Annotated in this window: 12 protein-coding genes; 8 read left to right on the top strand and 4 right to left on the bottom strand. The window is 34.6% G+C overall.

Annotated elements, in window-relative coordinates; all coding sequences use genetic code 11:
• The first annotated feature begins 109 nt into the window (after positions 1 to 109).
• The 5 genes from ABD745_RS12520 to ABD745_RS12500 all read left to right on the top strand — a co-directional run bounded on the left by ABD745_RS12520 (position 110) and on the right by ABD745_RS12500 (position 6,835).
• Positions 110 to 601, top strand: coding sequence for a hypothetical protein (locus ABD745_RS12520; protein ID WP_344830255.1), 492 nt, complete (start codon positions 110 to 112; stop codon positions 599 to 601).
• A gap of 682 nt (positions 602 to 1,283) precedes the next feature.
• Positions 1,284 to 3,104, top strand: coding sequence for a hypothetical protein (locus tag ABD745_RS12515; RefSeq protein WP_344830253.1), 1,821 nt, complete (start codon positions 1,284 to 1,286; stop codon positions 3,102 to 3,104).
• Positions 3,105 to 3,244: 140 nt separating this feature from the next.
• On the top strand, positions 3,245 to 3,832 hold the full coding sequence (locus tag ABD745_RS12510; RefSeq protein WP_344830250.1) for a hypothetical protein: 588 nt from the start codon (positions 3,245 to 3,247) through the stop codon (positions 3,830 to 3,832).
• Positions 3,833 to 3,938: 106 nt separating this feature from the next.
• Positions 3,939 to 5,303, top strand: a complete 1,365-nt coding sequence (locus tag ABD745_RS12505; protein ID WP_344830248.1) for a hypothetical protein — start codon at positions 3,939 to 3,941, stop codon at positions 5,301 to 5,303.
• A gap of 53 nt (positions 5,304 to 5,356) precedes the next feature.
• Positions 5,357 to 6,835 carry a hypothetical protein gene (locus ABD745_RS12500; RefSeq protein WP_344830246.1) on the top strand — a complete coding sequence of 493 codons (1,479 nt, stop codon included), beginning with the start codon at positions 5,357 to 5,359 and terminating at the stop codon, positions 6,833 to 6,835.
• Positions 6,836 to 6,980: 145 nt separating this feature from the next.
• On the opposite strand, the gene ABD745_RS12495 is transcribed toward ABD745_RS12500, so the two are convergent.
• The gene (locus ABD745_RS12495) at positions 6,981 to 8,555 is read right to left on the bottom strand and encodes a tetratricopeptide repeat protein (protein ID WP_344830244.1); all 1,575 of its coding nucleotides are present in this window, start codon (positions 8,553 to 8,555) and stop codon (positions 6,981 to 6,983) included.
• 384 nt (positions 8,556 to 8,939) lie between these two features.
• Entirely contained in the window at positions 8,940 to 9,596 is a 657-nt protein-coding gene (locus ABD745_RS12490) for a helix-turn-helix domain-containing protein (protein ID WP_344830243.1), read from the bottom strand.
• Between the two features lie 338 nt (positions 9,597 to 9,934).
• On the opposite strand from ABD745_RS12490, the gene ABD745_RS12485 reads away from it, so the two are divergent.
• A complete protein-coding gene (locus ABD745_RS12485) occupies positions 9,935 to 10,363 on the top strand; it encodes a transposase (RefSeq protein WP_344830241.1) in 429 nt (142 codons plus the stop codon).
• 20 nt (positions 10,364 to 10,383) lie between these two features.
• Entirely contained in the window at positions 10,384 to 10,707 is a 324-nt protein-coding gene (locus ABD745_RS12480) for a helix-turn-helix domain-containing protein (RefSeq protein ID WP_344830240.1), read from the top strand.
• 35 nt (positions 10,708 to 10,742) lie between these two features.
• Here ABD745_RS12480 and ABD745_RS12475 read toward each other — a convergent pair whose 3' ends face one another.
• Positions 10,743 to 12,335: a helix-turn-helix domain-containing protein gene (locus tag ABD745_RS12475; protein ID WP_344830238.1), complete on the bottom strand. Its 1,593-nt coding sequence runs from the start codon at positions 12,333 to 12,335 to the stop codon at positions 10,743 to 10,745.
• A 404-nt stretch (positions 12,336 to 12,739) separates the two neighbouring features.
• A complete protein-coding gene (locus tag ABD745_RS12470) occupies positions 12,740 to 13,543 on the bottom strand; it encodes a T9SS type A sorting domain-containing protein (protein ID WP_344830236.1) in 804 nt (267 codons plus the stop codon).
• A 565-nt stretch (positions 13,544 to 14,108) separates the two neighbouring features.
• Here ABD745_RS12470 and ABD745_RS12465 point away from each other — a divergent pair.
• Positions 14,109 to 15,506, top strand: a complete 1,398-nt coding sequence (locus tag ABD745_RS12465; protein WP_344830234.1) for a helix-turn-helix domain-containing protein — start codon at positions 14,109 to 14,111, stop codon at positions 15,504 to 15,506.
• Positions 15,507 to 15,588 lie beyond the last annotated feature (82 nt).

Below are 15,588 nucleotides of genomic sequence, written 5' to 3'. Positions count from 1 at the left end.
ATCCAAATTTTTACCCTGAACGCGAAGCTGCCGGAGAATTTCTCTCACAGATATTATCCTTATAAAACACAAAAAAACAACACAAAAACATAAAAAAATTATATAGCAAATGCCTTTTTTAAATTTCGAAAACAGACATTTTTCCGATACGGAAAAATCAGAAGTATTGAATGCTTTAGCAGCGTTACAAGAATCATTATCAGGAAAAACAGCAGTGCTTACTTCCGAGGAACGCCAGCAGTATGGCAGTGTGAATGAGCAGAATAAGCTTATCATCAACAAAGTAAAAGATTTCAGGGATTCTGATCCCGCATTATCCAGTCCGGAAATAGACTGGGATGAGTTTACTAAAGATTTTGAAAGCCGAAATCTTTTGCAATCTTTAACAGCATCGCTCAACGAACTTTCAAGAGGGCTTGATAATGCTAAGCTGATGCATGACTGGGACAACTATCAGGCTTCTCTGATAGATTATCAATATACCAAATACCGAAACGACTCTGGAAGTCCGGGATTTCATACAAAATCTGAAGAATTGAAACAGTTCTTTAACAGAACGGCTTCTCAAAATACAGATACTACAGAAGCTCCAAAGGAATAAAAAATACCTTTTGACGTCAGGAACTCCAATGATGAGGTCAGGTAACGTCAAAAATGTGGCAGTTAGCGTCATTTTTGACGTCAGCCACGCCAAAAATGAGGTTGTTAGCGTCAAAAATGACGTTATGGTATGTCAAATTTGGCGTAAGGAATGTCAAAGTTGACATTGGTGACCACAAAAATGGATTCCGGAACGTCAAAAGTGAATGATCTACAATAATATCCTATGCCAGTAAAGTCATCCTTTAGTGTCATCTGATAAACAACAATAAGTATAATTTTTTTCACTGAGTTTTTGTTATGAAGCCTCCTATTGTCAGAGGAAATCAATATGGAGGCTTCCTTTTTATAAAAAACGGAATACTTAAACCTTTGGAAAAAAATATAAAATATTTAAAACACACTATACAAATGAATAAAAATACATTCTGGAAAAACAGAAAGCTCTCAATTTCCAATCAACGATAATATTAGGGAAAACAAAACAGGAACTTATAGAGCTGTTTGAGCATAAGATCATTTCATGCCCTCAAGTGGGAATATTGGTTTGTAAACTTTCTAAAAAGTGGTTCGTACAGTGAAGAACCTTCTTACTTTATAGAATTTGATTATAAAAGAAAGCAGCTACTATTTAAAAAAAAGAAAAATAACTTTTTAAATAAATTTTTTACTAAAAACAACAAATGAAAAAAATTATAACGACAATTGTACTCACCGTAAGTATGGCTGTTTACAGCCAGGTGGGTATCAATACTACTACACCTCATGCCAGTGCCAGTCTTGAGCTGGGATCAAACAACAAAGCACTCTATCTTAATAGGGTAGCTAATACAGCTACAATAGCAAATCCCCAGCCGGGAATGATGATCTATGACCTTACAGATAAATGTATAAAAGCTTATCAAAGTAATCCGGCTTCATGGTCTTCCTGCCTTACTGGGTATGGATCTACGGGTATGGTGACAGCTATCAACTGCGCTGCCGCTTATTTTACGCCGGCTTTTGCAACAGTAGGTCAGCCTTACACAGGAACATTGACTGTTCCATATACTGGAGGTAATGGCGGAATTTACGCAGCACAAAGCTTTACACAGAACGGTCTCACTTTCACACTTCCTGTAGGTGTTTTTGCTAATGGGAATGGTAATGCAGTCTACAATATCACAGGAACACCTGTTACCGCAGGAACGACTGCTGTAAGTATTGCTTTTGGCGGGCAAAACTGCTCCGGAGCCAACGCTATTTCGTTAACAGTAAACCCTGCAGCAGGTAATCCGGTCAATGTATTGCCGGGAACTGTTATACTGGCACAAAGCAGCCGGTATTGGATAGCCTCTGTAAACGATAATGATTATTTACCTTATACAGCACCTATAGCTCCTGCAAATACTTCTGTAATAAATGCAGATGGAACTGCAGATCTTTTGGTGGATGTACAGGGTAGCATCACAACTACGGGGATTACGGTATATATACCGGCTACCGTAACGGGAAGTGGTGGGAGTGTAGCTGCATGGAGCAATACGATCACAGTCCCTGCAAACCTTACACAGGATGGCATATCCAGACAGGTACAATTATCCTGGGCTTCACAGACCCTTACAACTTCCAATACAGCTCTTGTTGCTACTATAAAAGCTATTGGAGGAACTTTGAATGCCAAGAAATTAGACATCAATGCAGGGATAGGAAACGATTACCTGGGATTGTTATTAGGAACTTTCCAATATCCATATAACCAGGCAGGAGCACTCACTGCTTATCAGTTGCGCGATATACCGGGCATCCCTGACAGAATGTTTGGGCAGATAGACAACGCCGGCAAATATGAACACAACTTCCTTTATCTTCCGGTACAAGCTGAAGATGGCAAAATATGGCTGAACAACAACCTTGGGGCAAATTATGCTAATCTGGATCACCCGGCATTTAACCTGACACAGCAGGCAACAAGTACAACAGATATAAATGCTATGGGCTCTCTATTGCAATGGGGTAGAAAAGCTGATGGGCATGAACTTATGGAAAGATATATTAGTGGTACAAGTACAGGGACTTTTAAATATGGATATGTATATGGACAAGTGGCGACCTGGAATCCCACTCATCCTTATACTATATTTTCAACACCTACTTACAGTCCTGCTGAGTGGACATCCATCACCGTACCACCCAAAGCTGACAGGTGGTTGGCTTCTTCCCCCAACAATCCGTGCCCTCAAGGTTTTAAAGTACCGATAGCAACGGAATGGCAGGCTGTGATTACTGCATCTGGCAGTGGTGGAATATATTCAACAACTAAAAAATTAAGGTTAACTAATGCAGGAGAAAGTGATAGAACCGGAGATACATTTAATTCATCTGTTCCTGTCTATTCGGTAGCGGATGGTTATATTGCCGCAAACAATGGCACAAATACTTTAATGAATAGTACTGTGAACCCGGGTAATACAGGTAATGCTGAAATAGATAGGGGTAAATCTGTACGCTGCATTCAGGAGTGATAAATATTATTTCATACAGAGGTAAGAGAATTATATAAGATACCAAACCTTACATGCTTTATTTCGGGTGGTTTTCTATAAAGTGGAAAGCCATAAAGTTATCAATAGTAAGGTTTGGTGTAATCTAAAAAAAAACAAAAATGAGATATAAAATATTAAAAAAATTAACAACAGGCTTGGCGCTTATATTAGGAGTGATTTCCTACAGCCAGGTGGGCATAGATACTAATACACCTCATACGAGTGCCGACCTTGATCTCGCTGCTTCTAATAAAGCACTCTATCTTAATAGAGTAGCTAATGTCAGCGTAATTGCCAATCCTCAACCAGGGATGATGATCTATGATATATCAGAGTATTGTGTGAAAACGTATGGAGGGAATCCGACAGGATGGTCAGGATGTCTTGTAGGAAGCACAGATGGAAACGGTACAGTAGCATCACTTACGTGTGGCTCTGTAGTATTCAATCCTACGACGGCTACTCAGGGACAGGCTTATACAGGTACACTTACAGTACCCTATACAGGAGGCAACGGAGGAAACTATGCGGCGCAAGGCTTTACACAGAACGGGCTTACCTTCACGCTTCCGGCAGGAAGTTTCAATACAGGAGCAGGAAATATAGTATACAATATAAACGGTACACCAGTAGCCTCCGGCATGACCTCTATCAATGTAACCATAGGAGGGGAAAGTTGTACAGGACTTACATTTCAGGTACAATGATCAATAAAATCATTGGAAATTAATAGCCAGTTTGACATTATAACTGTACTAAATACAGTAAAATATAATTAAATAAACAGAAAAACATTTTTTAACAAACACTAAAATGAAACACATTAAATTATTTGCGAGCGCAGCATTTCTAGTGACAGCAGCAAATTTATCGGCACAGGTCGGAGTAAATACAACAGCTCCCAATTCCACAATGGATATAAGTGCCAAAAGAGATACAAGCGGTAATATTGTAGATAACACACAGCTCATCGGGTTACAGGCACCGCGTCTTACCAGAGCAGAGCTTACGGCTAATACAGCAACGTATGGTGCGAACCAAAAAGGAGCACAGATTTACATTACAGATGTATCCGGAGGAACGGCTGCGGGACAGAGAGTTAATATAACGACTACGGGTTATTATACTTTTGATGGTACTTTGTGGCAGAAAATGCAGGATACCAATATCTATACAGGAAACGGTTCACTTACCGGAAACCGTGTTTTGACACAAAATGGCTATTCTCTCCAATTTAACGGAACTAGCCAATCTACTGTGTTTTATCCGAGTAACGGAATATATCAACAGACTGCGGGAACCGGAACAAGAGCTTCAATGAGGTTTGATGCCAGTGGCAGCACACTGGATCTGTTTGTTGATAAAAATTCAATAGCACAAATAGTGACTACCGGTAGCAGTACAGGATTAGCACTTGGAAATTCATTTACCAATGCACCAGGTTTTGTAAGTTTTTCTACGACACCAACTTCAGGTGTTGCCGGCACCGAAAGGATGAGGATCTCATCTGTAGGAAACGTGGGAATCGCTACCCAAAACCTTTCTACTGAATTGTTGGATGTAAATGGTAATACGAGATTGAGAGCTCTTCCTTTGGATGGGGCAACCAATGCCATTTTTACAACGTCAGGAGGTTCGGCATCGGCATCGCGGGATCAAACATTTACTGCAACCAGAACCGTCGTTGCTGATGCTAACGGAGTATTGGGTTATGTTGCAGGGACACCTTCATCTCCGGGAGTACCAAAATTAGTCGTAAGTGCAGGGGTTCCGGGAACTCAGAATATAGGCAATAGTAATAATTTGGTGGGAAATTTTTCTGTTGAATATCTGGATGTATATAATGCTTGGACTTCCAATGTCTTTACAATACCTGCCGGTCAAGGAGGTATATATATTATCGCTATGCAATCTTCACACTTACATACAACAGAAGCCGGTTCGTGGTTTACTATTGCACGTATCCAAAAAAGTACCGATGGGGGTACCACTTGGACAACTGTATTGAATGATACCTCATCAAACAATCTAGGTGCAGATTTAGATAACGGAAACAAATTGTATTGGACAAGCGCTTTAAATGCTGGCGATAAAATAAGAATAGTTTATCAGTGTAATAGCACCGCCAATAATATTGTTATTCTGGGTTCTGTTACTGTAACACAACTTAATCAATAAATTAAATAAACAGAAAAACATTTTTTTTAACAATTTTTTAAACAAACACTAAAATGAAAAATTTTGGATTATTACCAGCAGCGTTTTTATTCTTAAGCGCAACAGTTTCAGCTCAGATCGGAGTAAACACAACAGCTCCAAAAACAACAATGGATGTAAGTGCCAAAAGAGATACAAGCGGTAATATTGTAGATAACACACAGCTCATCGGGTTACAGGCACCGCGTCTTACCAGAGCAGAGCTTACAGCTAATACGGCAACGTACGGAACCAACCAGCAAGGTGCACAGATCTATATTACAGATGTTTCCGGAGGAACGGCTGCGGGACAGAGAGTTAATATAACGACTACGGGTTATTATACTTTTGATGGTACTTTGTGGCAGAAAATGCAGGATACCAATATCTATACGGGAGATGGTACGCTCACCGGAAATAGAACTTTAACACAAGGAGGAAAATCGCTGAGATTTCTTGGTTCTGATCAAGAAACACAATGGACTACATATGGCTATTTAATGCAGAAGGGGCTAACTTCTTCAATCTACGGAGATGCATCAATAGGTGCAACTGGTGCAGATCAAAATGGAAACGGACACACTACGCGTTTATATTTTCAGGCTTTTCCTGACAGTTCAACTCAAATACAGGCAACAGGTGAGGCGACTTCATTAGCAATCAATACAAATGCAACAGATGCCGCTTCTCCCATAGTATTTTCAACCAGTCCGGGTGGAGGTGCTTTAGGAGTGCAAAGAATGTTGATTACAGGAACTGGGAATATAGGCATAAATACTGCTACGCCAACCGAAAAATTGGATAATGGAGGTATTACAAGGCTGAGAACATTGCCTTTGAATGGTGCAGCTAATGCAATCAATACAAATTCTTCAGGAAATGCATCCGCTTCGCAGGATCAAACCTTTACAGCTACAAGAACGGTAGTTGCCGATGCCAATGGTGTATTGGGATATGTTACCGGTCTGCCTTCTACATCAGGGGGAGGAGGAGCACTCTCCGTAGGATCAAGTATTACAGCAACTTATTCTGTACCGAATGCAACGGCTACTGTAGGCAGCGGTAATTTTAGGTTAGGAGCTTATGTAACTGCCAATGGGCTTACTCCTCTTCCCACGATCGATGGAATTCAGATGGATTTACTAGGTAATGATTCAACCTATTACAATCCAATCATTGAGAATGTATCTTCATCTTCTCTGTTGATAAGTTATCAATCTTTTGCCACCCAGGTAAACGAAAACAGAACAAACCTGAATCAGACTTTATCACCATGTCCTTTTGCCGCCACTACATTCACAGGTAACTGGAATGATGGTAATAATGCTGCCGGATGGCGTGGTGTTGATCAAAATAATATTGTATTCTGGAATACGGCTAATGCAGAAGTGGAAACTACCAATCTTCAGGTACAGGTAAATGCTACTACTTACAGATGGTACGAATTAAAGTGGTGGTGTATGGAAGTATCGGGACAGAAGAAAATTTTCCTGTCTTTGACGAGAAAAGTTTAATTTTTAGTTGATGAGTTAACAAAAGCAAATGCTGAATAGCATTTGCTTTTTTGTTGGAAAGATAATTTTATTAATTAAATAAAAGTTTTGAGTATTCCTATGAACGGAATTTTAAGATTTTCAAAACAGGTTAATATCAATAAATTTAATTTTTCTGTATTTTTTTTAAAAAATAAGAAAACGGGATTCCCGTAGCTTTCCTAAATGCGTACATAAATTCAGATTTTGAATTAAAACCTGAAATATCAACAAAATAGTTTTCTTTGTGTATTCTGAGTCTACTGTCAGAATATAAAAGGAAAACAATATGATTGATTCTTAAATCATTGATGTAATTATTGAATGTTTTGAATTTATATTGTCTGAGAATTTCAGAAAGCTGATCCGGGGCTATTTCAAGCTGGCTGGCAAGGGAGTTTAGAGTAATGTCAGTGTTAAGGAACTGTTTCAGTTTTTCAAAATTATTTAATTTATTTAATAAAATATTTGCAGGATCATTGTTTGAAGTATTTTTTATTGAAATTCCAGCGTTTTGATTGACGTATTTTGATTTCTCAATAAGTTTTTCATAATCTTCCTTCAGTTTTTTGTTTCTTCTCTTCCAGAATAACCAGCCACATAATAAAAGTATAACGGATATCACTGCAGATATGAAAATTACATTTTTCACAGTGCTGTTTTTTTCTTTTTCTTTATTTTCTATGATTACTTTTACAGGAGCATTAATCCCTCTTTTTTCAGCATTCATCATACTGTCATTCAGTTTTATATAAAGATTGGTGTACTTCCCGGAGGTTTCCCGATCACCTTTCGCTAAACTGGATTCGTAAAGTATTTGAAAAAGATCGCTTCTTATTTCTGGTGAAGAGCTTTTTTTCTCAAGTATAATTGCCTTTTGAGCATGTACTATGCAACTGTCATATTTTTTCTGATCCAGAAATAACCGTGCTATTTCAGTGTTTGCGAAAAGAGGAGTATTATTATTGGTAAACTTATATTTTCTACAAATGTCCAGAGCCTTATGAAAATAACTTTCTGCTTCCTGTGGATTTTTCAGTTCACTGCTTGTAATACCCAAATTTAGATAAAGCATCGATAATTGCGCATTTTTTTTCTGCGTCATTTTTTTATCATTCTCATCTACCTGCAGAAGCGCCGATAATTGCTTTAGATAACTTTTTTGCACTTTATCCAAATTGGGTGAAGATTCTCCTTTCATACCTTCTACAAAAGCAAAACCACTATATATTACACCTAACGAATAGTATTTATCATTCCCATTTTTTAATTTTTCGTTATATACCAATGCTTTATTCAGACAGTTCTCGGCTTCATCGAGTAATCCTAAATAGGAATAGGCTGAAGCTACATTTGCATAATTAAGACAAACAAAATAGTCTGCTTTTATTTTATTTATTAAAGTATCATTTTCTTTTCCTATTAAAGTTGCTTCTTTATATTTACCGGTAGCATTATAAGCAAATATTAAAGACATATTACATTTAAATATGCCATAATTATAGTTTATTTTTTTTGCATATTGTTTGTATTCTTCTGCCGTTTTGATTATCATTTGAGGACTGCCGGAAAACTCCAGCTGGTCGAGCTTGGTAATCTCTTTTTTCTGAAATTTTTCTTCAGCTGTTTTTTGTTTTTCTGTCGGATTGGAGCACGAAATTCCGAGAATAAGTAATAATAAAAAATAGAAGCTTTTAGTCATAATTTTTTAATTTGTTTGATGATATTTCAAGTTTTTTCAAAGTGTGCTTTTGCTGAATGAAGAGTTTATATTTTTCCGGAGATAAATTATTTGACCGCAAAACGGAATTATATTTTTAATACTCATAATACATGAAACCTTAATATAAATTATCCTTTCAATGTTATCTATAACAAATATAGCGATAAGATAGGCAAGGTTCCGGCAATTTTGCAATACGTCAATAACTTCACTATTTATTTCTGACAGAGAGTTATATAACCGGAAATTAGAATTGAAATGGCGGTGTATAAAAAGTAATACTGGAAAGAGAGCTTAATACTTGAGCAGTTAATGGTGAAAGAATAGGGTAAATGCAATACATACAATATTACGTGTTTATTTTTACTGAAGGGATGTTGGTTTCTGAGCTTTAAGATTATCGATAAAATATGATGGAGGAATTCCATTTTCTTTTTTAAAGGCAATAACAAATACCTGAGAAGAAGAATATCCGCATTCTTTCGCAAGAGCAACTATTTTATACTCTCTATATTCAGGCTTTTTGTATAACATATGGGTAATGTAGCTTATCCTGAGTCCATTAATATAACTATTGAAATTTTTTCCTCTGTATATTTTAATGGTTTCAGAAAGGTACTTGGTGTTCGTATTCATATAATTGGCAACCCATGTTAAAGTAATATCTTTTTTTAGAAATTTTTGGTCTTTTTCGAATCTTGCCAGTTTTTTAGCTATAGTGTTTGCGGTTTCGCTTGAGATACAGTAGTTTTTTTCGGTTTCTTCGATTAAGTTATTTGGATCATTATTTTCTTCAGGTCTTTCCAGTAAAATAGTATCGGCAGTAGAAATATTGTTGTCAAATGTTTTTTTGTTTCGTCTCCATATCTGCCAAAATAATATAACTACTAAACTTAAAAGTATACCGGAACAGATAAATATTGAATTACTACCCAACAAACTTTCTTTGATCGCATTTTGAGATTGGGAAAAGTAAAATTGAAAAACTAAGATGGAATAAAGCAGTAGAATTTTTTTCATAATATTTAATTAGTAGGCATGTTTATATTGACTGTAGAAAGTTTGGTAAAAGTATAAACTCTAGGGGTCTTTTACTGAATTGTTGTTGATATTTATTCTGATATTATTTGGATTGTTTATTCGTTAATTATTTGATTATCAAGTAATGTTTTTTGTAAAATAAGTTTTTGGCTAAAGTTTTATTCGGTATTTATTTGTTGAAATATTAGGAAAAAATTCTGCATTCATGTTATGTACTATAATAAGATTGATAGTAATTTATATATATTAGTTTCGAAGAGTATCGATAGAATTTTGATACGCTTAAAATTAATTTTGAATTATTACGACTATAAAAAATGATAAGTTTTAAAGAAATAAACATCGGAAATTTAATTAAGCTCCGGGTCGAGGAATGCCAGATCGAAACAGATCGCATCTGTAAATTTTTTAGCTGTACAGAAAAGGAAATTCTGGAGATGTACCAAAAGGATGATTTGGGAGCAGGAGATCTTCTTAAATGGTCTAAGCTTCTGGGATATGATTTTTTCAGAATATACTCACAGCATTTAATTTTTTATTCTCCTCCCTCCGGTTTTAATTTCAGTATTCCGGTAAAAGATAAATCTGCATTACCGCATTTCCGGAAAAATATTTATACTAGAGAAATTATATATTTTATTTTAGAAAAGATCAATAACGGAGATAAGACGAAGGAACAGGTCATCAGAGAATATAAAATCCCCAAAACCACTTTGTATAAATGGATAAGTAAATATAAAAGTTAAAAAATACAATAACACATATTATGAAAATGACAACTCCCGATTATAAAAGAATTTATAGTGATCTGATTGCCGAAAAATTTCCCGATAGAAAAGAATGTAAAATAATTTTAAGCAAGGAAAGATTATCAGAATTGGATGTTATAACTCTGAACAATATCTTATTCAAAGACAATAATAAAGATACTACATCCCTCAATCAGAAACACCGTTCTTACAACCAGGATACAATTCTGGAAATTTTACGATATCAGAAAAAAAATAAACTGAATAATATACAAGTGGCAAAGCACTTTAAATTAAGCCGTAATACAGTTGCTAAGTGGAAAAAAATATTTTTATTTTAATTGGGATGAAGGGAATTATAACCAAAACGGCTTCATTAATTAGCTCTTAGTTGCTCAATAAAATATGAAGGAGTTACTCCGGTTTCTTTTTTAAAGGCTATTGCAAATACTTCTCTGGATGCAAAGCCGCAATATTCTGCCAGATAAGTGATCTTATATTCTCTATAAATAGGTTCTTTGTATAAAAGCTGCATAATGTATTGGATCCTTAATCCATTAAGGTAATTATTGAAATTTTTCTCTTTATATTGTTTGATAATCTCTGAAAGGTAACGTGGATTGGTGTCCAGAGAACTCGCTAAAGAAGTCATATTAATATCTTTTTTTAGGAATTTTTTCGATTTTTCAAACTTATCCAGTTTTTGAAGAATCGTATTAATAGTACTGTCTTGAATGTTAATATTCTTATCGGCAGTGGATGAAACTCTCGAACTGTCGATGGTGTCTGATGCAGATGACTGTAAACTATTAATTTCTTCATTTTTTAATTGACTGATAATGTTTTTGTATCGTGAATGAAAAATTTTCTGGTTTCTTCGCCATAATAGGAAGATGAAAAGAGATACTATAAGAAGTACGCTTCCTATAATTATTAAAATGTAAGTAAGATTACTTTTATGCTCTTCATTTTTTTCTGCAATAATATTTTTAACAGGTGCATTGATAGCGCGTTGCTCTGCATCAATCATACTGTCATTAAGCTTCATATAGAGTTTACCATATTTTGAGGAGTTCTGAGCATCATCTTTTTCTGTATAAGATTTATATAATACTTCATACAGATCTCTTCTGATGATGGGTTTACTGTTATTCTTTTCAAAAACAATTCCTTTTTGGGCGTGTGAAATACAGCTGTCATATTTTTTCTGATCAAATAACAGCCATGCTGTTTCATTATGTAGCATGAGTGGAGTATTTCTTTTTAGATTGTATTTTGTGCAGATATCCAAAGCTTTACGGAAATATTGTTCAGCTTCTTTTGTTTTTTGCTGCTGAACATTAAGTACTCCCATATTCATATATAGAAATGATAATAAATTATTTTTTTGGATTTCATATGTTTTACCATCATCTATTTGCTGAATTGCCCAAAGTTCTTTCAGGTATTTTGTTTGGATAAGTTCCGGAGAGTTTGTTCTTATTTTTTCGGCGGTTGCCAAACCACTGTATACTAGTGCTAATTCATAATATTTTTGGTTGTGTTTTGATATACCCTCATTATATTTTAAAGCTTTATTTAGGCAGTTTTGCCCTTCATCTGATAAACCAATATTTAAATAAGCAGCTCCTAAAATTCTATAATTAATACAGGCACGGTAATTATTTTTTATTTTTTTTATATATTTTTCATTTTCTTTGCCAAGCTGTATTGCGTCTTTATTCTTTCCTGTATTAGCTAAAGTATTCATTAGTATAATATTGCATTCTGAAATACCTTCGCTATAATTCTGGAATTCAGCATCTTTTTTAATTTCTTTTGCTATTTTAATAACTTTTAAGGGATTAATAGAATCCTGTGATCTTTGTAGTTGATCAATCTTTGTTTGAATTGATTTTTCTCTTTTATTAGAATCAGAACAAGAAACTCCGATAATTAGCAATAATAAAAAGTAGAGACTTTTAGTCATATGGGTTTATGTGTTTTATATAGGATGTAAGTGTTAATAAAATACTCATTGCAATTTTAATAAATCTTTGATAATTTTTCTGTTTTAATGGCAACTAAATCAGGGAAAAGTACTTCTGGATAAGTATATTTCTTATTTATAAATATACTGCAAAATGCTACATACCACAAAAAAAAGTAGTATTTGTTAATGAAAAAATAAAATTGTTGAATTAATTCGGAAATTATATAAATTGTACTTGTATTTAATATTTTGACTGTTAATCCTATAAAGTGGAAAGTATATTGTAATTTCATTGGCAGGCTTTCGGAATAAATTTCATCATTCGCAGTTCCTAACTAAAGTTAGGGTTCGGACTTCGTTGGCAGATGAATTATCTTGAGAACATTCAACAGAAAGCAGTTTTATTTTTTGAAAGTTTTATAATTTTTGGTACTTCCGTCCTCCATATGAAGATTTATAAAATAAACTCCATTTTTAAGATCACTTAGATTTATCTCCTTGTTTGGTAAAATGGATTTTACCTGTCTTCCGCTAGCATCATTAATAGAAACTGATTTTACATTTTTTAAACTGGAAATATTTACCACATCATGGAATGGTGTAGGGTATATGACAGCATGCTCTTTTCCTGCTTCCGAAACAGACAAGGTAGAGGAAGCCTGAACGATATTTAAATCATCAATATTAAGCCCTCCATTTCCGGAACTTGTTTTGTAAAAATCAACACCAATACCATATTCAGTACCTATTGTAAGTGCGCCTTCGGGAATTGTCCCTGTGAAAGTTACACAATCCAAAGTACTAGAGGTTACATTTGGATTCATGGGATTTATATCTGATCCGTCCACTGCATAATAGACGGCATTTCCCCAGGTGCTTCCTGTTTTTATTCTTGTAAACAACAGGAGTTTACCGACCATCGTGCCTGTTTTTTTTATGCGAAATGTAATACTAACGGCTTTCCCGTTATTAATCTGTCCCAAATCTGAAGGAGATAGGTACACACCACCTTCTGGAGCAGTTGAGCTATATGTTTTTGCATAAGACAGCCCACCACTGCAAGAATTCGAATTGGTAGTAACGCCACCGCCTCCAAAATAATATACTCCTGCAAGAGTACTGTCAAAATTTTGATTTGTATCGTACACCTGTGCGTTTGCTATAATTCCTAAAAAAATAAAACAAGGAAGTAGTAATTTTTTCATAATATTTTTATCTAATTTTTTTAAATCTGGACTTTTCTTCATCATCTCATACCATTTGTATAACTATTGACTTTCATGTAAATTTTATTACCTGAATCAATTTTAAATGTTTCCCAAACCTAATAGGATATTAAGTTAGACACAAGCAGTAAACATCCCCTTTTCCTGAAAAAGGTAATGATAAAACAAGATCATTATGCATGATTTACAAGATGTTAAGACAATAATTACTCACCACTGTATAGAATAGAAATAATATTCAGTCCTAAAATAGATTTTTCAGTATCTATAGAAAAACTAAGAATTTTATGATTTTTTGGTGGAAAATTGCCTGAGAATTTCAGATATTGTTTTCTTGCACCTAAGCAGAAATTTAATTTACTATATTTACCATCTGCCGTTTAATCCGTTTTTTTAACCTTAGTTGTAAACCTATATGAAGTTTATCATTTTTATTCTTCTCTCCTTTTTATCTTTGCAATTGTCTTCGCAAAACAAAAGTGATTTCAATAGGATTTACACGAAAACTTATATAACGACATCGCACGAAGACTTCAGAAAGGCAATGAATATAGCTGATTCTTTGTATTCAGCATCAGAGGAACCCTATTTCAAGGCTAAGAGTCTAATGCTCTCCGCTGCTCTCCTGCAGGAAGCTGGGGAAGTGAAACAAGCAGTCGAATATGCAGTAAAGGCAGGGGAAATATGCAAGAATTCAAATGACAGGGTACAAAGTGCCGAAATCTATGGTTTTTTAGCAACCCAATTCCGAAGGCTAAAACTTTATAGCCAATCAACTTCATATATCCAAAAAACATCTGAAAAGGCGGGACAAATTGAAGATACAAAAGTCAGAAGTAGAATTTTTGGATTAATTGCACAGGAGAATGCCAATTATGAAATTGATCAAAAACATTATAAAAAAGCAATTCTGCTGATTGAAAAATCTCAGGTTTACTTCAGGGAAAAGAATACTAACCAAGCACTTTTCTTAGCCAGCAATGAAAGACTTTTGGGTGACTGTTTCTATTATCTGGCAGAATATGATAAAGCACTGTCACATTACACACTTGCTTCAGGACTCTTGGAAAAATTTCAGGATAATTTTCTAAAAGGTTTTATATACAGTGGTATTTCTGCTGTTTACATCAAAAAAAAGGAAATAAAAAAAGCAAAGACATACATAGGTTTTGCCCAAAAGATAGCGGATAAGACACAATATCTGGACTTGAAGAAACAAATTTATAAAACCTCCCAAGAGTATTATGCTTTGGAAAAAAATTTCGAAAAATTCAGTCAGTTAAAAATTAAAGAAGATGCACTTACGGAAGTTATTGCAGAGAAAAAAAATTTCTTTATAAATAATGAGCAGACGAGCTTAATAAATGAAAATGAAAAACTTCAAAACAATAATATTATTTTAATATTAGCTTCTGTGTGTATTCTGCTCATACTTAGTGCCATGCTTTTCTTTTACTACAAAAGGAACCATTCGGAAAAATCAGGAAACCTTCCACGGGAGGTAATTTTAAGTAATAAGATTTTGGCTAATACTAAGATTAGTGAAAACAGCAAAACTTTAAGCCCTCAGGTCGAATTAAAGATCCTGAAAAAGCTGGAGACCTTTGAAAACTCGATAATGTTCACGCAAAAGAACATTTCCCTATCTTCCTTGTCAATTTATTGCTGTACAAACGTGAAGTATCTGTCCATAGTTATAAATTCCCATAAACAAAAAGATTTCAATAACTACATTAATGAGTTAAGGATTAAATATCTGGTCAACAAAATTAGAAAAGAACCACAATATCTGAAGTACAAGATAGTGAGTCTGGCAGAATTTGTGGGTTTTTCAACACAGAGCAAATTTATAGAGGCTTTTAAAAAGGAAATGTCCGTTACCCCATCAGCATTTATAAAAAGTATTAAAGAACAGCAGTTAACGGACAGAATCCACACTTAGTGACTAAAGATTCCGGCTACCGGTTTAAAGTATCACTGCAAAATATTTACTTGGTTCACATAAATTCGAACTCATTATCTAA

This window comes from Chryseobacterium ginsenosidimutans, assembly GCF_039536845.1.
In the GTDB taxonomy this organism is placed as follows: domain Bacteria; phylum Bacteroidota; class Bacteroidia; order Flavobacteriales; family Weeksellaceae; genus Chryseobacterium; species Chryseobacterium ginsenosidimutans_B.
This window is presented reverse-complemented; position numbering and strand designations above follow the sequence as displayed.